Origin of the sequence: Arsukibacterium sp. (genome assembly GCF_041616895.1) — a bacterium.
Taxonomy (GTDB): Bacteria; Pseudomonadota; Gammaproteobacteria; order Enterobacterales; family Alteromonadaceae; genus Alishewanella.
In genome coordinates, this window is sequence record NZ_JBFJPY010000001.1 from 53,367 (window position 1) to 74,156 (window position 20,790).

The window sequence follows — 20,790 nt, forward strand, 5'->3', positions numbered from 1 at the left end:
TTGCACGAAGTAATAAGTAAAGCCTGCATCGTCAGGCTTTTTACATTAGGTGGGCAGCAGCGCTGATATGCGGATTCTTCATACGTCTGACTGGCACTTAGGCCAGCACTTTATTGGTAAAAGCCGCGCTGGCGAACATGCAGCGTTTTTGCGCTGGCTGGTGACGAAAGTAACAGAGCTGAATATAGATGCCATTATTGTTGCAGGCGATATATTTGATACTGCCACCCCGCCCAGTTACGCCCGCGAATTATATAACCAGTTTATTGTTGAACTGCAGCCAACAGCTTGTCAGTTAGTGGTCCTGGGCGGTAACCATGACTCGCCGGCGGTGCTGGCGGAGAGCAAACAGCTGTTAGCAAAACTGAATACCACGGTGATACCCGCTATTCCAGCTGAGCTGACTGAGCAATTATTAGTACTGCAGGATAAAAACGGCAAGGCCGCCTGCTTGCTGGCGGCGGTACCCTTTTTGCGTTCTCGCGATCTATTGCAAAGTCAGGCCGGCCAGAGCGGTCAGCAGAAACAACAAAACCTGCAACAGGCGATTGCCAGCCATTACCAGCAGCTGTTTGCCCTGGCCGAGCAGTATAATCAGCAGCACCAGCTACAGTTACCCATTGTTATGACGGGCCATTTAACCACTGTCGGGGTTAGCCAGTCTGAGTCGGTGCGCGATATTTACATTGGCACTTTAGAGGCGTTCTCGGCCAGTGCGTTTCCGCCAGCCGACTATATTGCGCTGGGCCATATTCATCAGGCACAGCAGCTTAACAGTAATACTGACATCCGCTACAGTGGTTCACCGATACCACTGAGCTTTGATGAAGCCCGGCAGCAAAAACAGCTTTGGTTAGTCGACTTCAGCAACCAGCAAAAAACAATCAGCAGCATCGCTATTCCGTGCTTTCAGTCATTAGCCAGTATCAAAACCGATTTGGCCAGCTTACCGGCCATGTTAACGTCGCAGCTGGATAAGCTGGCCGTGAATGATACCCTGTGGCTGGAAGTGGTGATCAGCAGCAGTGATGGCTATTTAACCGATCTACAGCCGCGGGTAGAGCAGCTGCTTATCGATAAGCCGGTAGAATTGCTGCGGCTGCGCCGTGAGCGCAATAATAGTGGCGCAAGCTTGCAGCAACTCAAGCAAACCAGTCTGGCTGAGCTAGCGCCAGCTGACGTCTGGCAAGCGCGGCTGGCAGACGAAACACTGACGACTGAGCAGCAACAGCAGCTGAGTGCGTTGCATCAACAAGTACTGGCCACCGTGCAGGATGCAGCACAGCAAGCTGAACCAGAGCCAAAGAAAGAGCCCGCGAAGCCATGAGAATTTTAGCAGTACGACTGCAAAACCTGAACTCACTGCGAGGTGAGTGGAGCATCGATTTTCGCAAGCCTCCTTTTGACAGCACCAGTCTGTTTGCGATTGTTGGTGCTACCGGCGCCGGTAAAACCACCATTTTAGATGCGATATGCCTGGCGTTGTATCACCAAACCCCACGTCTAAAAACCTCGCCCACCAGTAATGAGCTGATGAGCAGACACAGTAGCGAGTGCCTGGCAGAAGTGGAGTTTGAAGTGGCCGGTCAGGGATACCGGGCGTTCTGGAGTCAGCGCCGGGCGCGCGGTCAGGCGGAAGGTAATCTGCAGGCGGCAAAAGTAGAGCTGGCGAGGCTGGATGGCACAATTCTAGCCGAAAAAACCAATGAAAAACTAAAACTGATTACCGATCTGACGGGTCTGGATTTTGGCCGCTTTACCAAATCAATGCTATTAGCGCAGGGTAGCTTCGCGGCGTTTTTAAATGCCGATGCTAATGAGCGGGCCGAGCTGCTAGAAGAGCTGACCGGCACCGATATTTATGGCCGGATATCGATGCAGGTATTCAGCGATGCCCGCGAGCACAAGACAGCGCTGGAGTTATTGCAAGCGAAAGCCTCGGCCACCGAATTATTATCTGCTGAGCAGCTACAAAGCCTGACAATGGAGCTGAACAACATTCAGGTACAGATGGAGGCACAGCAACATGCCGTAAATAACCAGCGCAAATTAGAGCAGTGGTGTCAAAGTGTGGCTGCGGCAGAACAGGCATTACAGCAAACCCGGCAGGAAGCCGCTGAACTCAATACAGAACAGGCCAGACAAAAGCCAGCGTTAGACCGTTTAAAGCGGTACCAGCCCGCCAGCAAGTTATTGCCGCTCTATCAGGCAAGGCAACGGGCTCAGCAACAACAACAGCAGCTCACTGATGAGCAGCAGCAAGTGCAGGCCAGAATTACAGCTGCCAGCACTGAGCAAGGCCGCTTGCTGTGGCAAGGCTGGCAATGCCTGGAAAGGTTGCAGCAGCAGGCAGAGCAACAACAGCAACAGCTGCACCAGCAACAGCAGGCTATGCAGCAGCAGCAACGTCAGCTTGAAACGACGCTGCAACAAGATAGCGCAGCGTACAAGGCCTTAAAGCAGAACATTGCCGACTTAACCAACGGCAGCGATGCCAGCAGCCTGCGCCAGCGTCAGCAACAACAGCGAGAGCGCTTGTACCAGCTGCAGCAAGCACAGCAGCTGGTCGCACAACAGCACAAATGGCAACAACAGCAGGCCGAAGTACAACAGTCACTTCACAGCAAACAGCAGCAGCTAACCGTGTTGACCGAGCAGTTAACAACCTTGCGCGGCCAGTTCAAAGCACTGAGCGAGCAAATCGCGGATAAGAAACAATTGCTGGCACAGCAACAGTTGATTATGCAGTTATCTGAGCATCGTAATCATTTGCAACCAGAGCAGCCGTGCCCGTTATGTGGCAGCATCGAACATCCGGCGGTGACTGAATATCAGCAGCTAGATGGCTCGGCTACCGCCAGCCAACTGTCTGCAAAAGAGGCCGAATTAAGCCAGACCCAGCAAGCCGGCGAGGCTGCCCGGGCCAGTCAGGCCCGTTTGCAAAGTGAAACAGAGCAGCTACAACGTCAGAGCACTGAGCGGCAGCAGGAGTTAGCTGAGCTGAGCACCGCATTGACAGCTTTGTTAACGGGACTGGAGCAAGGTGTTGATATTACGCTGCCAGAGCACGCCGCAACGGCGAGCTTGGCTGAGGTGCTAAGCTCGCATTATCAGCAGCTGGAGCAACAGCTGACGATGACCGAACAGCAATTACAGCAGCTGGAGCAACAGCAGCAACAGTTGCAGCAGCTGGCTCAAACGCAGCAGCAGACCGAGCGCAAACAAACTGAACTGACATACAAGCTGGAGTTAATTCTGCAGCAACAGCAACGCTTAACAGAGCAGCAAACGGCACAGCAGAGCGAAGTGAGCCAATGGCGTCAGCAATGGCAAGCCTTACAGCAAGCCGAGCCTGAGGTGAGTGGTAATGTCACTGAGCTGGCAGAGCTGAAGCAACAGCTGCAACAGCAGCAACAGCAATTGCAGCACTGGCAGGGTCAGCAGCAAGTACTAGAGCGCCAGCTTAAGCAACTAGTTGTTGAGACTGAGCAAGCTACTACGCAGTGGCAACAGGCGCTGACACAGAGTAACTTCGCTGATGAGGCTGCATTTCTGGCGGCCTTGCTAACTGATGCTGAATTACAACAGCTGACTACGATGCAGCAAAAATTGCAGCAAGCGGAAGTGGCCAATAATCGCTTGCTCAGCGATCGCCAGCAGCAGCTCAATGTATTGCAGCAGCAACAGCTAACATCACTACCGCAGCAACAAGTGCAGCAGCAGTTACAGCAGCTGGAACAGCAATTACAGCAACTTACCGGGCAGCAAGGGCAACTGCAACATCAGCTAAACAGCGATCAGCAACGGCGTGCCAATCAGCAAAGTTTGCTGGCAAAAATTGCTGAATCAGAGCAGCAGCTGGCGCTCTGGCAAAGGCTTAACAGTTTGATTGGTTCGGCAGATGGCGCTAAATACCGGCGTTTTGCTCAGGGCCTGACGCTGCAACAGCTAGTGGTGCTGGCCAACCGTCAATTACAATTGCTGCATAACCGCTATCAGTTGGCGCGTCACCCCAGTGCAGAGTTAGAGTTACAGGTGCTTGATACCTGGCAGGCCGATGCCGCCCGGGATACCAAAACCTTGTCTGGGGGCGAGAGCTTTTTGGTAAGCCTGGCGCTGGCGCTGGCGTTATCAGATTTAGTCAGTACCAAAACCAGCATTGACTCATTATTTCTGGATGAAGGCTTTGGAACCTTGGATGCTGATACACTGGAAAGTGCATTGGCAGCGTTGGATCAGCTTAATGCCAGCGGTAAAATGATCGGCATTATCAGCCATGTTGAAGCACTGAAACAGCGGTTGCCGGTGCAAATCAGGCTTGAGAAACAACAAGGGTTAGGTTACAGCCAAATCCGGATCAGTCAGTAGCAGGGTTGCGTTGTTTTTTTAGCAGCTCTGCAAATTCTGGAGCGGGCACCGGTCTGCTAAAATAATAGCCCTGATAATAGTCACAATGTTGCTCGCGTAAGAAATCCAGCTGTTCAGCTGTTTCGACACCCTCGGCCAGCACTTTAAATCTCAGGTTGTGTGCCAGGTCGATGATTGCTTTGGTAATACTTTGATCGTCTTCGGCGTGGGGCAAGTTCTCAATAAAGCGTTTGTCGATTTTTAACACATCCAAAGGCAAGCGTTTTAAATAGGCTAAAGATGAATAGCCGGTACCAAAGTCGTCTATGGCCATTTTTATACCTTGCTTACGCAGTGCGGTCATGGTTTTAATGACCACATCTTCGTCACCCATCAAGGCGTTTTCGGTAACTTCCAGTTCCAGGCAGGTCGGGTTAAACCCGGTTTCGCGCAAAATACTGGTAATTTTTTGTTGCAGGTCACCTTTATTAAATTGCTGGGCTGAGACATTGATGGCAAGGTTAATGTCAGACAAGCCGGCCAGGTGCCAGGCCTGGCCTTGCTTACAGGCTTGCTGCAACACAAAGTTGCCAATTGGATGGATCAGGCCCGTCGACTCAGCCAGCGGAATAAACGTATCCGGACCTATTATGCCATCAATAGGATCAACCCAGCGCAGCAGTACTTCTGCGCCAATAATCCGACCACTTTGCATATCCAGTTGCGGTTGGTAATAACAGGTTAAATGATTCTGTTTCATCGCGTTACGTAAGCGCTGCTCTAATACTAAACGTGCCCTGGCCTGCAGAGTCAGGCTGTCAGAATAAAAGCTATACGTATTGCGACCATCCGCTTTAGCGCGATATAACGCGGCATCAGCTCCCTGTAACAGGGCTTCAGCGCTATCGGCGTGGGTAGGATAAATGCAGATACCGACCGAAGCTGCCACGGTAATATCGTTGTGGCGGCCCAGAGTGAAGGGGGCGTGCAGTTGCTGCAGAATTTTATCTGCTATTCTGGCGGCATCTTCAGGCTGCGCCAGCTGCTCCACCAGAAACACAAATTCATCACCGCCAAGGCGGGCCAGCGTATCGGTTTCCCGGCAACAAAGATTCAGACGATCCGTTACCTGTAATAACAACGCATCTCCGGTCTGATGTCCAAAGCTGTCATTTACATCTTTAAAATGATCCAGATCGAGGATCATTACCGCCAGAAATTGCTGGTTGCGCTTGGCCAGTTTGACCGCACTCGCTAAACGATTGCTGAAATGTTGCCGATTCGGAAGCTGGGTTAGCGGGTCAAATTCGGCTAAAAACGCCAGTTCTTTCGCCTGACGTTTACGTTCAGTTAAATCAATATCGATGCAGAAAATCTGTGGAGGCTTATCTGGTAACTTGACCACGGCATGATTAGAAAACACTGAAATAAGCGAACCATCTTTACGTTTTAAGGTTAATTCTTCGGCAGCGATCGGCTCGGCGTGCTCAGCCATATAGGTCATGGCCTGACGAACTTCATCATGGGCTTCCTCCGGTATGATTAACTCCAGCAAGCTTTGCCCGAGCGCCTCTTCTTTGGTGTAGCCATAAATCAATTCACTGGCCCGATTCCAATAAATAGTGGTGCCCGACTCATCGTATCCCTGCACTGAGATTTGCGGTGCATTATCCAATAGGGTACGAAAACGCAGCTCACTTTCCAGTAATTGCTGTTCAGCCATTTTTTGCGCTGAAATATCCTGTACCACAGCGATAAAATAAGGGGCGGTATTCGCACTTTCTGGTGCTTTGGAAACCGCGAGTTTCACCCAGACCACTTTACCGGTTTTGCTAAAGTAACGTTTTTCGAGGGTGTAGCTTGTGGTGATCTTTTGCAGCAGCTGGCTAAACTGCTGCTGATCGTGCTCCAAATCTTCCGGATGGGTGATCTGATGGAAAGATAAATTGCGCATCTCAGCGGGGCTGTATTCGAGCATAGTAGCAAAATGTTGGTTTACCCGCAAAAACAGGCCTTCTGTGTTGGCGTGGGCGATACCTGCGGCGGCAAACTCAAACGTTTCGCTGAACGCTTGTTCGCTCGCTTGCAAAGAAACAGTGAGACGCTGATGCTGACGTAATAGCAGCCAGGCCAGTAATCCGGTCAGGCCAACATAAAAAAGCCCTTTGTAAGTTTGATATCGGTTAAGCTGTTCTGGATTGTCAGTGAGCATGATCAAGACATTATCACTGAACAATATCCAGCTAACACCGAGCAAAACATAAATTAATCCACCCATTATCGGGTAAAACCGTAGTGTTTTGGCGGCGCCTTTATGTTTCATCATTTACTTCTCTGGCACAAATAGTGAAACACCGTTATCGGTGATGAGAAGGTTAAGCATAGTGTAAAAATAGAAAATAAAACATTAATTAATAGAAATTCTTATTAGATAAGAATGCCTTAGTCATGGCAGTTGACTAAGGCACAGAACGGTTAAAAAGAATAGACCAGGGTAAGTGAGGTTTGGGTGTCGGTGTTTTCTTTATCTGATTGAACATCAGAGTCATTCTGGATCATAAAAGCGGCTTTCATTTGCATGGCGCCATTAATCTTTGCGGTTAAAGCCGTTTCAGCGATGGTGCGGGTGTTGTCGCCACCGTATTCCACACTGAGGGTTTGGCTGAACGCAGCCGATTCGCTAATCTGCCACTGATATGCCGCAGCGCCACGGACAATTAAGCCACTCTCTGACTCACCGGTAGCTCGGGTGCCGGAAAAATAACCCGGACCTATTTCTGCGTCCAAATGCTGCGTTTCGGCCTGATACAACCGCGTACCGTAACCGACAGCCACAGTATTGTATTTTTCAAAGGCGCCAAACTTATCGCTGGTATGCGAGCCGATAATAAATAAATTATCGTGCTCAGTGTCCAGCTTGTACGCACCTTTGGCCGAAATAAGATAACGTTCAGCAGAGCGTTCGGTGATTGTGTTGCCTTCGGCATCGCGTTTTTCATCTTCTTTAAAGAACGCACTGAAAATATACTGATTACTCCACGATTCCAGCTCCTGGCGGGCATCAATTTTACCGGTAATTGAAGTACCTACCGTATTACCTGAGGTGGTAATAGCCCCCAGCTCTGCAGATGTTTTCCAAATCTTATCATCTTTTGTACCTGCTTCCTGGGCACTGAGGGCACTGCTAACGGCAAAGCTGCCCAGCGCCAATACAGTGAATAACCTCATGCTTACTCCTTAGTGTCTGTTTGATCTTTAAACAAATGCACATCCATTTGCGGAAATGGAATGCCAATGCCGTTAGCATCAAAGGTTAATTTCACTTTTTCCAGAGTGTCCCAGTAAACCCCCCAGTAATCAGCCGAATTTACCCAGGGCCGAACGTTTAAATTTACAGATGAGTCAGCTAACGCGCCAACCTTAATGCTGAATGCCGGGTCTGCCAGTACTCGCTCATCGTTTTTCAACATGTCTTCCAGTAATTTCTTTGCCAGTAATAAGTCTGAATCGTAACTGATACCGATCACCAGGTCGACGCGCCGGATCGGCTCTGCCGAGTAGTTTGTGATGGGGTTACTGGTGATCTGGGCGTTTGGCACAATAACCCGTTTGTTGTCCGGGGTTTTCATTTGCGTCTGGAAAATCTCTATTTTTTCGACAGTACCGGATACACCACCGCCGTCAATAAAATCACCGGCTTTAAATGGGCGGAATAGAATAATCAATATTCCGGAGGCAAAATTAGCCAGCGAGCCTTGCAGCGCCAGACCAATAGCCAGACCGGCTGCACCCAGAATAGCGATAAAGGACGTGGTTTGCACGCCAACTTGCGACAAGGCCATTAATACCGTCGCGATAAGAATAATGGCATAAACAATGCTGACCAAAAAGGCGACGACAGCTTTATCTACGGAACGTGCAATCAGGCCTCGCTCCAGTAAGCGAGACAAACCTTTGGCGACAAAGCGGCCAATATAAAAGATGACAATAGCGGCGGCCAGTTGCAGCAAGTAGCCCAGGATGACTTCGTGATTTTCCTGATATAACGTTGTTATCTCTTCCATTAAATACCCCTTAATTTAAAATAAATCAGGTTCAATTTTTGCAAAACCCCGGCAAGTTTAGCAATGATATGGTCCGGATGGTACGCTGGTGACATTCTTAATCTAAAAAAACTTGGTTGCCGCAGCAATTTTAGCTAAAATATGCAGCGTAAACGGCGGTGATTGTAGCTCAGTTGGTAGAGCCCCGGATTGTGATTCCGGTTGTCGTGGGTTCGAGCCCCATCAGTCACCCCATCTTTATCTATCCACTTTTGCCGTCTTCCTTGCTGCATGTCTGGTTTTGAGAGTTAAGCTTGACCCCAAGCGACCTGCGCCCTATGGTTATTATCTGATTTGTAAAATATACTTTCGACATGGATTTAGCCTCGCTTCAACAACAGTTACAGCGCCCAAATCTGGCACCGGTAGAAAGCTGGCAACCTGAATTTTGCGGCGATTTACCGTTGTTAATTACTGCAGATGGTCGTTGGTTGTATCAGGGTAGTGAAATTCGTCGCCAACCGATGGTGCGATTATTTGCCTCGGTATTAATTTGTCAGCAACAGCAGTTCTTTCTGCAAACGCCGGTGGAAAAGGTGCGGATCCAGGTTGAAGACGCGCCATTTCTGGTGGTTGCCAGCCAGTGGCAAGACACCAGAAACGGGCCTTTGCTTACGCTTACTACGAATATTGGCGACGCGGTAAGTGTTACTCCAGAGTATCCGATACGTTTAAAATCTTTTCAGCAGCAACCTTTACCCTATCTGCAATTGTGGCGGGGTTTATCGGCCAGGTTAAATCGCAATACCTATTATCAGCTGATTGAACAAGCCAGTGAAGTTTACTGCGATGGTGCACGTCATTATCAACTGAAAAGTGCCGGTTATCCGTTTACCCTGGGGGTGCTGGCCTGAACCTGCATTTCAACTGACAAATGATGGGCTGTGCCGCAGTATGGTTGCTAAGCAACAGCGGGCAGGTGCACATTGAGCCATCTTAATAAGGGAATTCATTATGCGCAGAGCACTATTACCCATTGCAGTCGCTGTTTGTTGCTGCAGCACTACCTTAAATGCGGCGACACTGATCCATGCCGGCAAGATTATTAACGTTGAGAGCGGTAAGGTATTAACCGAGCAAACCATCGTTATTGAAGGTGAGATCATTACCGCTTTAGAATCGGGCTATCGTCAGCCAGCCAGTGGTGATCAGGTAATAAATCTGACAGAACAGACGGTGATGCCAGGCCTGATGGATATGCATACCCACTTTTACACCCAATTCAGCCCCACCGTGTACAGTGAGGGACATCGCTTGAATGAGGCAGATTTTGCCTTGCGTGGAGCGGTGTTTGCCGAAAAGACCTTGATGGCAGGTTTCACCACGGTGCGTGAACTGGGTGACAATTATCAGATTAGTGTGGCATTGCGCAAGGCAATAGCGCAGGGCTATGTTAACGGCCCCAGAATTTATGCAGCAGGCAAATCTATTGCTACTACCGGCGGTCATGCCGATCCCACTAATGGGGTAGCTTATGCTCAGATGGGTGATCCTGGCCCGAAGGATGGGGTGATTAATGGACCGGATGAGGCACGAAAAGCCGTGCGTCAGCGCTACAAAGAGGGCTCCGACCTGATAAAGCTTACCGGTACCGGTGGCGTACTTAGCGTGGCTAAAAGCGGCACTAATCCGCAGTTTACCGATGCTGAGTTTGCCGCTGTAGTGGAAACTGCCCGCGATTATGATATGAAGGTTGCGGTGCATGCGCACGGCAAAGAGGGTATGGAAAGGGCGATAAAAGCCGGAGTAGACTCTATTGAGCACGGCACCTTTATGGATAAAGAGACGTTTGCTCTGATGAGAAAACACGGTACTTACTATGTTGCCACCATTAGCGCTGGCAAATGGGCGGCAGAAAAAGCAGCAATAAACGGCTTTTTCCCGGAGTTAGTGCGACCTAAAGCCGCAAATATCGGCAAGTTGATTCAACAAACCTTTGGTGAGGCTTATAAAGCCGGAGTAAAAATTGCGTTTGGCACCGATGCCGGGGTGTTTCCTCATGGTGACAATTGGCGGGAGTTCATTTATATGACAGAGGCGGGTATGCCTGCCATGGTTGCTATTCAGTCGGCAACGATAGAAGGAGCTCGCCTGTTAGGAGTGGAAACAGAACTGGGTAGCATTAAACCTGGTAAATTTGCTGATATTATTGCGGTATCCGGAGATCCGTTACAGGATATCCGGGCGATGGGTGATGTCAGTTTTGTAATGAAAGCCGGTACGATTTATAAACCCGTTACTGTTAATTAGATAAACTGCTGAATGAAATGGCCTGAAAAGCGCAACATTCAGGCCGTAAAGCTAAAGCCGGTTAAGCGGGTTTGAACCGCTGCAGTAATCTGCTGACATCGGCCTGAATTTGCGGCGCCAGGTCTTTTTCAGCCTGTAGCCGTTGCTTATCTTGCTCTGCCGTGGCCTGTTTACTCTGTTGTTTCCGTACGTCATGAGTTGGCATTTCTTTTACTACCTGATACATCTGATACATACCGGGATAATCTTCAGTAAGCGGGCCTTGTTGCTGCTCTGGCAAGCGATTCAGCAACACCCATACCCGTAATGCACCTTCTGACAACTCACACTGGTCGGCATCCACGGCCTTGCAAATGGTATAAATACTTTGCTCAACATACAGCTGATTCTGTAATTGCTGTTGCTGCTCTCTTTGCGCTAACTGCGCCTGATGTTTAGTTTGCTGTTGTAACAGCAACAATAGCTTACCAGCGTAAAACGCCAGACTTGCTACTATTGCTACCGCAACTACCAGCAGTATGATCACCCAAACGTTTTGCATTAGTCCTCATCACCTAATATTGACTTACGCCAATCAGTACGCTCAAGCTGAGCTAATGGATCGTCATCGGTGTCAGGCACTGCATTGTCCGTCAGACCGAGCTCCTCCAGCAGTTGCTCCAATCTGGCGGTCTTGGCGTTAAAGTATTTGGCTTCTTTACCGGTCAGAATTTCATTATTCTCAACCCGCTCCAGCAATTGCTGCAACGTTGCATCGTTTTCAATCAGCGTCAGCTCTTCTGCTGCGCTTAGACCTGTCACTACCGCTTTGCTTAACCGCGCTTTAGGCTGCAAATCTGCTTTAACCTGTGGCGCCTTTACCGGCTCTGCCACAAGCGCAATCGGTTTTTTGCTGCCGGTTCTGGGATCTTTGGGCCCACTTTGGCCAGCCAGTTGCTCTGCTTGTTGTTCGATAACCGAATTACGACTACCGGATTTTTTGCCCGCGCCTTTTTTCTTGGTTTCTTCTTTGGGTTGGCGAAGTTTGCGGGCTTCTGCAGCTGGCAAATGGCGCTGACCATTGTCGCCGGCATTACGGCTTTTCTTTTGACGCGTCATAACAGGATACCTGTAAAAAAGGGCGCATATTTTAACCAGATTTCCGCAGGATCACCACATCATTCGTGACAAAGTCTACAGTCATTTTTGCCTGCGCCGCCAAATAGCAAAAAGTATCGTTATGAAAAAAACTGACATGAGTCGGATCATTTTTATAATGCCAGCGACTAAATGCATCCAGATCGGTATAGCGCTTAGTCATTATTGCCAGTATGCCCGAAGGTTTTAGCAGCTGCTGCCAGGTTGCCCACTCAATAGCAGGGTTAATGAAGTGCTCCATTGCTTCGGTGCAACTGATAAAATCGTACTGTTGCTGCAAGGCGGCGGGGTTAGCCGCAAAATACGGGTCCCATACCTGCATGCGATGGCCAGCCTCTGTCAGCATTTTTGCCAGTAATGGACCGGGCCCACAACCAAAATCAAGCCCTGCTAAGCCGGTACGGTTAAGCCTGGCCAACAATGGTTCACTTACTCTGCTCAGAAAACGCCGGTAACCGGCGTCGTTTAAATCATTATTGTGCAACAGGTACTGAGCATGTTCGGCCTGCGTGCTTAGCAGGCTGGCGCGATCGGCATAGACTAATGTGCAGGTGTCGCAAATAAAGTACTGACGTTGCTTATCCTGAACATAAAAACGGGTATGAGTTGTCTGACACAGCGGGCAATAGAGATTGGCAGGCATTGGTTGGGTTTTTCTCAAAAAATGCAGTTTCAACAAAACAAAAGGGCGATAAGATAGCCTTATCGCCCCGTTTATACTCGTGTCTAGGTGGACACTTCTCTCAATTTCGCTAAATCATCCTGATGCGTTTACAACGACCCTGTTAATTCAAGTTCCCTATATTGTTGCTTATCTTCCGTGTATAAAATTTTATTCTTTACGACCATCCTGGTACTTTATTACTCATCCTTGGGCGTTTTACAACGCTATGCACCTTCCTGATGCCAAATAGAGTGTACCGATATCGGCACTTACTTCCTTGCCGCTTGCGCATGTCCCTGTTGTTATTTGTTACTAAACGTAACTGTAGTTAATCTACTCTGATCTGAGCAGATGACAAGTCTCTGTTGAAAAAAAATGCAATTTTAATGGTTTAATATGCGGGTATATCATTAAAAACAATGATTTAGAGATTTCAGGCGAAGTCAGAAAAGTTCAATTTTAAAATTAATTTGGTTAATTTCGCACAGAGTTGTGAGAGATATCTCACAAAAATAACGCGCCGGACAAGATTTAACCTCTGTCCGGCGGAACAGATTAGTGTAAACCGCCTAAATATTGCGACAATACTTCAATATCTTCATCGGTCAGTTTTCTGGCGATATCACCCATCATGCCATTCATATCGTTAGCACGGGTGCCATTGTGAAATTCTTGCAACGTCGCTTTCAGGTAAGCGGCATGCTGACCGGATATTCTGGGAAAACCCGACAGGCTGGTACCTACACCGCGTGGACCATGACAGGCGATACAGGCCGCGATACCGCGCGCTTCGTCACCACCGCGATATAACTGCTGGCCCTTTGCAATCACATTTTCCGGGGTTGTACCACTGCTCATGGTTTGCGAAGCAAAATAAGCTGCCAGATCTTTCATATCCTGATCACTTAGCGATGCGACCATACCAAACATAATGGCATTGTTACGGCCTTCTTTGCCGCCAGTGGTCATACCCAGTTTATAATCAGTTAACTGCTTATACAGGTACTCAGCATGCTGACCCGCAATTTTAGGGTAAATATCAACCATGCTATTGCCGTCAGTACCGTGGCAAGCGACACAGGTTGTTGCTTTTGCTTTGCCTGCTTCAGCATCGCCATCAAAAGCGTGGGCTGTACCGATTAAACCGATTAACAGCGTCAGTGGAAGTACAAGTTTTTTCATTTTATATCCGTCTCTGTCCGCATTAAACCGCCAGCAAACTGGCAACCAAGTGAGTTTATAAGAATTTATTACGCCATTTTACACGAAACTGCCCAAAGTAAAATCCCATCTGTGCTGCAAAAGCTTCTTCCGATCCACCAGATCCGTTACAATGGCCCAAATTTAACCGCCGGAGCAGGCTGTGTACAAAGCAAAATTCAATTACCAACAAGCTAGTTTTTTAACCAGCGCCCCCGATATTAAGGCATTACCGGCAGATAGTGGTATTGAGGTCGCTTTCGCCGGTCGCTCCAATGCAGGAAAATCCAGTGCTTTAAATACGCTTACCCGACAAAATAGTTTAGCCAGAACCAGTAAAACACCTGGCCGTACTCAACTGATTAACACTTTTACCTTTGCAGAAAATAAAAGACTGATCGATTTGCCGGGTTACGGCTTTGCCAAAGTGCCGCTGGCGGTAAAAGAAAAGTGGCAAAAGTCATTGTCGCAGTATCTGGAGAAGCGGCAGAGTTTGCAAGGGTTGGTCGTACTGATGGATATTCGTCATCCTCTTAAGGATTTAGATCAACAATTAGTGCACTGGGCGGTACAAAGTGATTTACCGGTGCTTATTTTACTGACAAAAGCCGACAAACTGGGATCCGGTGCCCGTAAAAAAACCTTGCTGGAAGTTCGTGAAGCGTCGTTAGCTTTTATGGGTGATGTTACAGTACATATGTTTAGTTCGCTGACCAAGCTGGGGATGGATGAATTTGAGCAGACGTTGGATCACTGGTTTAGTCATGACAGTAATGAGCACAATCCGCCCGAATGAATATAATGTTGCTACCTCGAACTTAATAAAGCTTCAGCCATAAAAAAACCGACACCAGCAGGTGTCGGTTATAGCAATCGGGGAGAAGCTAATAATTCAAATCAACAGGGTGTCCTATTGCTAAGACTGTAACATTATACAATAAATCCGCTCGGTTTGAAGTATTTACTCTAAAATATATTGCAAAATTTCAGCTTTATCGTGATTTTTTACCGTTTACTGAATTTTAGATAAAAAAACGCCCCGCTGAAAACAGCGGGGCGGCTAAATAAGCCTACTTTCTATTGCTTACCGAACCTGGCTTAACCAGTGGCCTCGCGCTGAAAGATAGAACATCTTACCTCTGTACCCTACCCGACAAATTTTAACCACTCAGCCAGCGATTGCAAGTTTTTTATGTAATAAAACAACAAAAAATCATTTTCAGAGCTATTTAGCTATTTAATGTAATTTAATTACCATTTTGCAGGGGGTATGAACATGCTCAGTGTGCTTGATCCCAGTTGTCGCCACTGCCTGCTTCAGCCAGTAACGGCACCTTCAGGCTGGCTGCAGTTTCCATAACGGCAACTAATTCAGTTTGTACCCGCTGTAAGTCGCTGGCAGGTACTTCAAACACCAGTTCATCGTGTACCTGCATGATCATTTTCACCTCAGATGTGGGTTGGCTGTCGAGCCAGCTATCTACTTTAATCATGGCCATTTTTATAATATCGGCTGCCGTACCCTGCATTGGGGCATTAATAGCGGCCCGTTCCGCACCTTTTTGCCGCCCCATATTTCGGGCGTTAATATCAGGCAAATATAAACGGCGACCAAACAGGGTCTCAACATAGCCCAGTTCATGCGCCTGTTTGCGGGTATCGTCCATATAACGTAGCACTCCCGGAAACCGCTCAAAATAACGATTGACATAACTTTGGGCGTCGCTACGGCTGATCCCCAGTTGTTTCGCCAGACCAAACGCTGACATACCGTAAATTAAGCCAAAGTTAACCGCTTTAGCCTGACGACGTTGTTCACTGCTGACCTCATCGAGAGTAACACCGAACACTTCAGCAGCAGTTGCTTTGTGGACATCTAAGCCTTTTGCAAAGGCATCGAGTAAGGCTTTATCGCCTGAGAGGTGCGCCATTATCCGTAATTCAATCTGAGAATAATCGATTGCCAGTATTTTTTTCCCTGTCGGTGCAATAAAAGCCTGGCGGATGCGGCGGCCTTCTTCACTGCGAATAGGAATATTTTGCAGATTAGGTTCGGTAGAGCTTAGCCTGCCCGTGGCGGCAATAGCCTGATGGTACGAGGTATGGACCCGACCTGTTGTCGGATTTATCACTTTTGGCAGCTTATCGGTATAAGTGGATTTCAATTTACTTAAACCGCGGTGCTCGGTAATCAATTTGGGAAACTCATATTCAAGCGCCAGTTCTGCCAGTACATCTTCTGCAGTAGACGGGGTGCCGCCCGGGGTTTTTTTCAATACCGGAAGCCCCATCTGGTTAAAGAGAATTTCCTGTAGTTGCTTAGGCGAAGCCATGTTAAAGGTCTGGCCTGCCTGCTCGTACGCCTGTTTTTCCAGTTCATCAATGCGTTCAGCCAACTGTTGGCTTTGCTGAGCTAGAACGGTGCTGTCGATTAGCACGCCATTACGCTCAATTTTACTCAATACCGTCAGTAGCGGTACTTCGATGTCGGTTAGGATTTTTTTCAGACCGGGCTCGGCACTAAGTTGTGGCCACAGCTTCAGATGTAATTGCAGGGTAACGTCGGCATCCTCTGCGGCGTACGGCGCTGCCTGTTCCAGAGCAATCTGATTAAAGGTAAGTTGTTTAGCACCTTTACCGGCAATGTCCTCAAAACTGATGTTACTGTGTCCCAGATACTTCAACGCCAGACTATCCATATCATGCCGGCTCGCTACCGAGTTAAACACGTATGACTCCAGCATGGTATCAAAGCAAATACCTTGTAGCGCAATGTCATACCGTGCCAGCACGCTGCTATCGTATTTAAGATTCTGGCCAACTTTTGCTTTGTTCTTATCCTGCAGCCAGGGCTTTAAGGCGGCTAACACCTCGTCGCGGTCCAGTTGCTCAGGCGCACCAACATAGTCATGCGCCAATGGTAAATACCAGGCCTGGCCCGGCGCGACCGCAAAAGACATCCCGACCAGCTCGGCCTGCATATAATCCAGGCTGGTGGTTTCGGTATCAAATGCAGTGAGTTCAGCTTTGTCTATTGCCTCCAGCAGTATCTCGAATTCCTGCTGCTCAAGGATGGTTTGGTATTGGCTGCGATCTAAGGTCGGTGGCACAGCCGCCGGTTCCAGCAGCTCTGCTGCTGGCGTTAATTCACCGGCCGATGATGTCTGCGCCGGATTATCCTGCAGTATCTCAGAAAGCCAGCGTTTAAACTCACAAAGTTTATATAATTCAGCAAGTTGTTGGCGGTCTGCTGGTTCGATTGCCAGATCATCCAGCTGACAATTAAGTTCCACATCGGTTTTTATCGTGGCCAACTGATATGACAATTCCAGCTGCTGTCTGTGCTCGGCCAGTTTCGCAGCCATGGTTTTGGCACCACGAAAGTTAAGTTCAGTAACTTTATCAAGGTGCTGATAAATGTTGTCAATTGATCCCAGCCCCTGCAATAACGCTGATGCAGTTTTTTCACCAACACCAGGCAGACCAGGAATATTATCGACTTTGTCGCCCATCAGTGCCAGATAGTCGATTATCGCCTCGGGACCTACGCCAAATTTGCTGACCACCGACTCCGGATCCAGCAGGGTATTTGTCATGGTATTGATCAGGGTAACGTGCCCGTCCACCAGTTGCGCCATATCTTTATCGCCGGTAGAGATCAGGGTATGGCGGCCAGCTAAACTGGCTTGTCTTGCTAAGGTACCAATAACATCATCGGCTTCTACACCACTGATGCACAACAGTCGCAGGCCCATGGCTCGCACAATTTGATGTATCGGTTCAATCTGACTGCGCAAATCGTCGGGCATTGGCGGGCGGTTAGCTTTGTATTCACTGTACATTTCATTGCGAAAAGTTGGGCCTTTGGCATCAAAAACCACAGCCATATGGCTGGGATTGTATTGACGTACCAAGCTTTTCAGCATGTTAATCACGCCATAAATAGCACCAGTGGCTTCTCCACGGGAATTGGTTAAATGCGGCGGAGAATGATAAGCGCGAAAGAGGTAAGAAGAACCATCAACTAAGATCAACGGATTCTTTGGAATATAGACCATGGTTAAGCTGTCCTCTGGAAATTTTTTATAGGATGCCACAGCCAACAGGTGACAGCCAGAATTGCTGCAGCAAGCGAAGATGAATTTTGGCTGATAAGCTGTGGATAACTTTGTGTAAAACTAATAGGGAAATACCACGCATTTAAAAAAATGATGGGTAAGAATACTGATTAACTGCTTGATCTATATAGTAACTGAGGGGGAAATCGCGAACGCCCTTGTTATTATTATTTTTACATCCACTTTGTGGAAAAACTTTCTACGAGGTCTGGGGAAATGTGGCAACTTAATCATTCCCTGACTGAGTAGGTCGAATAGACTACCACAAACCTGACCGAAGCATAGTAGTTGTTTTAAATAATTTCGCTATTAAAGGTTAGCTGTTAAAGACGCTAAAAGCATATAGCAATACTGGCAAGGCTTAGCGGGGTACTGCACTGGCAAATTCTTGGTTGATCCCACCGGATCATTTATCCGTAATTACCGTTGATGCCGGACTGATTAATTAATCAACAGTTCAGATCGGCAATGCAGTCTTTTAATTGCATTAGCTTGCAGGCTATAATGCCATCAATATGAAACTGCCTTGAGCTATGGGAAATATTTAATGAAGAAATTAACTTTTGCGCTGGCCACAATGCTGCTGGCGGTTGGTGCGACCGCCAGCACTGACAATAACGAAGAATTAGCCAAACGCATTGCGCCGGTAGGTCAGGTGTATATTGCTGGCCAGCAAGTTGAAGTGGCTGCTGCCGCCACTGGCCCGCGGTCGGGTGAGCAAGTATACAACGGCGCATGTATAGCGTGTCACGGTACGGGTGCGTTAGATGCCCCTAAGCCAGGTGCTGATAGTTGGAAGCCACGGATTGCCCAGGGGTTTGATGTGATGTTAAAACACTCTATAGAAGGTTTTAACAATATGCCGGCGATGGGTACCTGTGCCACCTGTAGTGAAGACGAAATTGCCGCTGCTATCCGGTTTATGACCGACGGCGTGTAACAGGGTTATTGCGTTAAATTGACAAAGCCGTGCAGTGCACGGCTTTTGTTTTTAAAAAAGGCACGGTTTACCACATGTTTAACCCTTGACTGCTTCCATGTGGCGAAACTTTGTGCATAATAAGAGTCATTGTCAAACCCGCAGAAGCAGAGCAGAAATACGTTGAAGCTAAACGGATCACAACTCCAACTGATAAAAGCCAAAGCCCGCCGGCTAACGACCCTGATTAGCCGCTATAAGCAGGCTTATACGATTCAGGGAGCGCTGCTAAAACTGTCTGAACTGGCCAGCACCATCAGTGATATGCGGGAGTTTTATCCGGCTATCCATAAAATGGTATCAGAGCTGCTGCATGCCGAAAATTTTTATGTGGTCCTTTATGACGGCACTACCGAACAATATTCGCTGCAGTATTTTTCCGACGAAAAAGATCAGCAAATTATCAAACAAGTTCCTTCCAGTTCTTTCTCCTCAGGCCTTACCGGATACGTTACTAAAACCCGCCAGCCACTGCTGTGTGATAATAAGCAGTTCAATGCCATGCTCGCTAACGGCGATATCCAGGCGCAGGGCTCCGAGTGTACCCACTGGATGGGTATTCCATTGTGGCGTGATGAGCAACTTATCGGTGTCATGGCAATTCAAACTTACGACAGTGATTACCGTTATGGCGATGAAGAGTTGGCCATGTTTCTCAGCATTGGCGGTCATACTGTTACGGCACTCGATCGGGTAAAAAGCCGTGAATTGCTTGAGCTGACCGTACAGGAGCGAACCCAGCAATTACAGCTGATAAACCAGTCGTTGCAGAAAGAAATTAAAGAGCGTACTAACGCTGAACGATTGCAGGCTGCCTTGTATGAAATTTCTGAGCTGACAGCCAGCAGCCGTGATATGCAAAGCTTTTATAAAGCCATGCATAAAGTACTGGCCGGATTAATGTCGGCAGATAACTGTTATATCGCATTGCTCAATAGCGATCAGACAAAACTAACGTTTCCGTTTTATCTTGATCAATACTCGCCCCCGGCGCGGGAGAGGCCGATTAGCCGCGGTTTCACAGAGTATGTTATTCGGTGTGCTGAGGCGCGCTTAATTAACACCGATGCGGCTGAACAATTAGCATCAGAGGGCGAGATCCGCCGTGGGATGGCAGACCCCATGCAGCGTGCGAGACTGTCTTCATGCTGGTTAGGCGCACCCTTACTGATAGACCAACGGGTTATCGGGGTTATTGCTGTGCAATCGTATGACAATGCCTACGAATACACAGAGCAGGAGCTTAATATATTGCGCTTTGTGTCGCAGCACATCGGCGTTGCCATTCAGCGCAAGCTGGCAGCAGAAAAACAAAAACAGCATCAGGAAGAACTGGAACGTAAAGTATTCGAGAGTACTCGCGAGCTTCGTCAAACCAATTTATTCTTACGGTTACAGGTAGAAGAGCGGAAAAAAGCCGAGCAAAAGTTATTTTACGAAGCTAACCATGATTTGTTAACTGGCTTGGCCAATCGTCAGATGTTTTTGGAACAGCTCAAACGCCAGTTTGCACTTTATAAACGGCAACCAGAAGTTGGAATGGCACTGCTGTTTCTTGACCTGGATCGCTTTAAATTAATTAATGACACGCTGGGCCACCATATTGGTGACGCCTTTCTGATAGAAACCAGTAAACGGATTTTGAGTGCGGTAAGGGAGCACGACTTGGCTGCCCGGCTTGGCGGTGATGAGTTTGTCGTCTTGTTGCAGAACCTGCAGGGCGAGCATGACGCTGAGGATATAGCGCAGCGGATTATTGAAAAAGTCCGTGAACCTTATTACCTGGAAGGCCAGCAGGTAAATTCCGGGGTCAGTATTGGTATAGCGTTAATGCAAGCAGAGTACGGTAACGGCGAGCAATTATTACGCGATGCCGACGCTGCTATGTATCATGCCAAGGCACTGGGCCGGGGCCGTTATGCCATATTCCAGGACAAGATGCGCGATCAGATGCTCCGTGCTCTGGGCGCCGAATAACATACTCGCTGAAGC

Annotated in this window: 15 protein-coding genes and 1 tRNA gene; 8 read left to right on the forward strand and 8 right to left on the reverse strand. The window is 48.2% G+C overall.

Translation table 11 applies throughout. From position 1 onward, the window contains the following. Window positions 1-67: 67 nt before the first annotated feature. Window positions 68-1,327, forward strand: a complete 1,260-nt coding sequence (gene sbcD, locus ABY802_RS00275; protein WP_372624862.1) for an exonuclease subunit SbcD — start codon at window positions 68-70, stop codon at window positions 1,325-1,327. Beyond that, on the forward strand, window positions 1,324-4,368 hold the full coding sequence (gene sbcC / locus ABY802_RS00280) for an exonuclease subunit SbcC (protein WP_372624864.1): 3,045 nt from the start codon (window positions 1,324-1,326) through the stop codon (window positions 4,366-4,368). Before sbcD ends, sbcC begins: the two co-directional genes overlap by 4 nt. On the opposite strand, the gene ABY802_RS00285 is transcribed toward sbcC, so the two are convergent. From ABY802_RS00285 to ABY802_RS00295, 3 genes are all read right to left on the reverse strand, one after another. After that, the gene (locus tag ABY802_RS00285) at window positions 4,358-6,673 is read right to left on the reverse strand and encodes an EAL domain-containing protein (RefSeq protein WP_372624866.1); all 2,316 of its coding nucleotides are present in this window, start codon (window positions 6,671-6,673) and stop codon (window positions 4,358-4,360) included. The two genes, sbcC and ABY802_RS00285, sit on opposite strands and share 11 nt — an antisense overlap. Window positions 6,674-6,822: 149 nt before the next feature. After that, a complete protein-coding gene (locus ABY802_RS00290) occupies window positions 6,823-7,575 on the reverse strand; it encodes a YdiY family protein (RefSeq protein ID WP_372624867.1) in 753 nt (250 codons plus the stop codon). 2 nt (window positions 7,576-7,577) lie between these two features. After that, window positions 7,578-8,411, reverse strand: coding sequence for a mechanosensitive ion channel family protein (locus tag ABY802_RS00295; protein ID WP_372624869.1), 834 nt, complete (start codon window positions 8,409-8,411; stop codon window positions 7,578-7,580). A 158-nt stretch (window positions 8,412-8,569) separates the two neighbouring features. Here ABY802_RS00295 and ABY802_RS00300 point away from each other — a divergent pair. The 3 genes from ABY802_RS00300 to ABY802_RS00310 all read left to right on the forward strand — a co-directional run bounded on the left by ABY802_RS00300 (window position 8,570) and on the right by ABY802_RS00310 (window position 10,700). Beyond that, window positions 8,570-8,645, forward strand: a tRNA-His gene (locus ABY802_RS00300). Window positions 8,646-8,764: 119 nt separating this feature from the next. After that, on the forward strand, window positions 8,765-9,304 hold the full coding sequence (locus ABY802_RS00305; RefSeq protein ID WP_372624871.1) for a DUF1285 domain-containing protein: 540 nt from the start codon (window positions 8,765-8,767) through the stop codon (window positions 9,302-9,304). A 100-nt stretch (window positions 9,305-9,404) separates the two neighbouring features. Further along, window positions 9,405-10,700: an amidohydrolase family protein gene (locus tag ABY802_RS00310; protein WP_372624873.1), complete on the forward strand. Its 1,296-nt coding sequence runs from the start codon at window positions 9,405-9,407 to the stop codon at window positions 10,698-10,700. A 61-nt stretch (window positions 10,701-10,761) separates the two neighbouring features. On the opposite strand, the gene ABY802_RS00315 is transcribed toward ABY802_RS00310, so the two are convergent. The 4 genes from ABY802_RS00315 to ABY802_RS00330 form a co-directional block, all read right to left on the reverse strand. After that, window positions 10,762-11,241 carry a DUF2489 domain-containing protein gene (locus ABY802_RS00315; RefSeq protein ID WP_372624875.1) on the reverse strand — a complete coding sequence of 160 codons (480 nt, stop codon included), beginning with the start codon at window positions 11,239-11,241 and terminating at the stop codon, window positions 10,762-10,764. Beyond that, entirely contained in the window at window positions 11,241-11,798 is a 558-nt protein-coding gene (gene yihI / locus ABY802_RS00320) for a Der GTPase-activating protein YihI (RefSeq protein ID WP_372624877.1), read from the reverse strand. Before yihI ends, ABY802_RS00315 begins: the two co-directional genes overlap by 1 nt. 31 nt (window positions 11,799-11,829) lie before the next feature. Continuing rightward, window positions 11,830-12,498: a class I SAM-dependent methyltransferase gene (locus tag ABY802_RS00325; RefSeq protein ID WP_372624879.1), complete on the reverse strand. Its 669-nt coding sequence runs from the start codon at window positions 12,496-12,498 to the stop codon at window positions 11,830-11,832. A 558-nt stretch (window positions 12,499-13,056) separates the two neighbouring features. Further along, the gene (locus ABY802_RS00330; RefSeq protein WP_372624881.1) at window positions 13,057-13,683 is read right to left on the reverse strand and encodes a cytochrome c; all 627 of its coding nucleotides are present in this window, start codon (window positions 13,681-13,683) and stop codon (window positions 13,057-13,059) included. Window positions 13,684-13,864: 181 nt separating this feature from the next. Between ABY802_RS00330 and yihA the strand changes: the two genes are divergently transcribed. Then, window positions 13,865-14,497, forward strand: a complete 633-nt coding sequence (gene yihA, locus ABY802_RS00335; RefSeq protein WP_372624883.1) for a ribosome biogenesis GTP-binding protein YihA/YsxC — start codon at window positions 13,865-13,867, stop codon at window positions 14,495-14,497. Between the two features lie 484 nt (window positions 14,498-14,981). On the opposite strand, the gene polA is transcribed toward yihA, so the two are convergent. Further along, window positions 14,982-17,759 carry a DNA polymerase I gene (polA, locus tag ABY802_RS00340; protein ID WP_372624885.1) on the reverse strand — a complete coding sequence of 926 codons (2,778 nt, stop codon included), beginning with the start codon at window positions 17,757-17,759 and terminating at the stop codon, window positions 14,982-14,984. A gap of 607 nt (window positions 17,760-18,366) precedes the next feature. Between polA and ABY802_RS00345 the strand changes: the two genes are divergently transcribed. Next, window positions 18,367-18,759: a cytochrome c5 family protein gene (locus ABY802_RS00345; protein ID WP_372624887.1), complete on the forward strand. Its 393-nt coding sequence runs from the start codon at window positions 18,367-18,369 to the stop codon at window positions 18,757-18,759. Between the two features lie 162 nt (window positions 18,760-18,921). After that, window positions 18,922-20,775, forward strand: a complete 1,854-nt coding sequence (locus ABY802_RS00350; protein WP_372624889.1) for a diguanylate cyclase domain-containing protein — start codon at window positions 18,922-18,924, stop codon at window positions 20,773-20,775. Window positions 20,776-20,790: the final 15 nt, after the last annotated feature.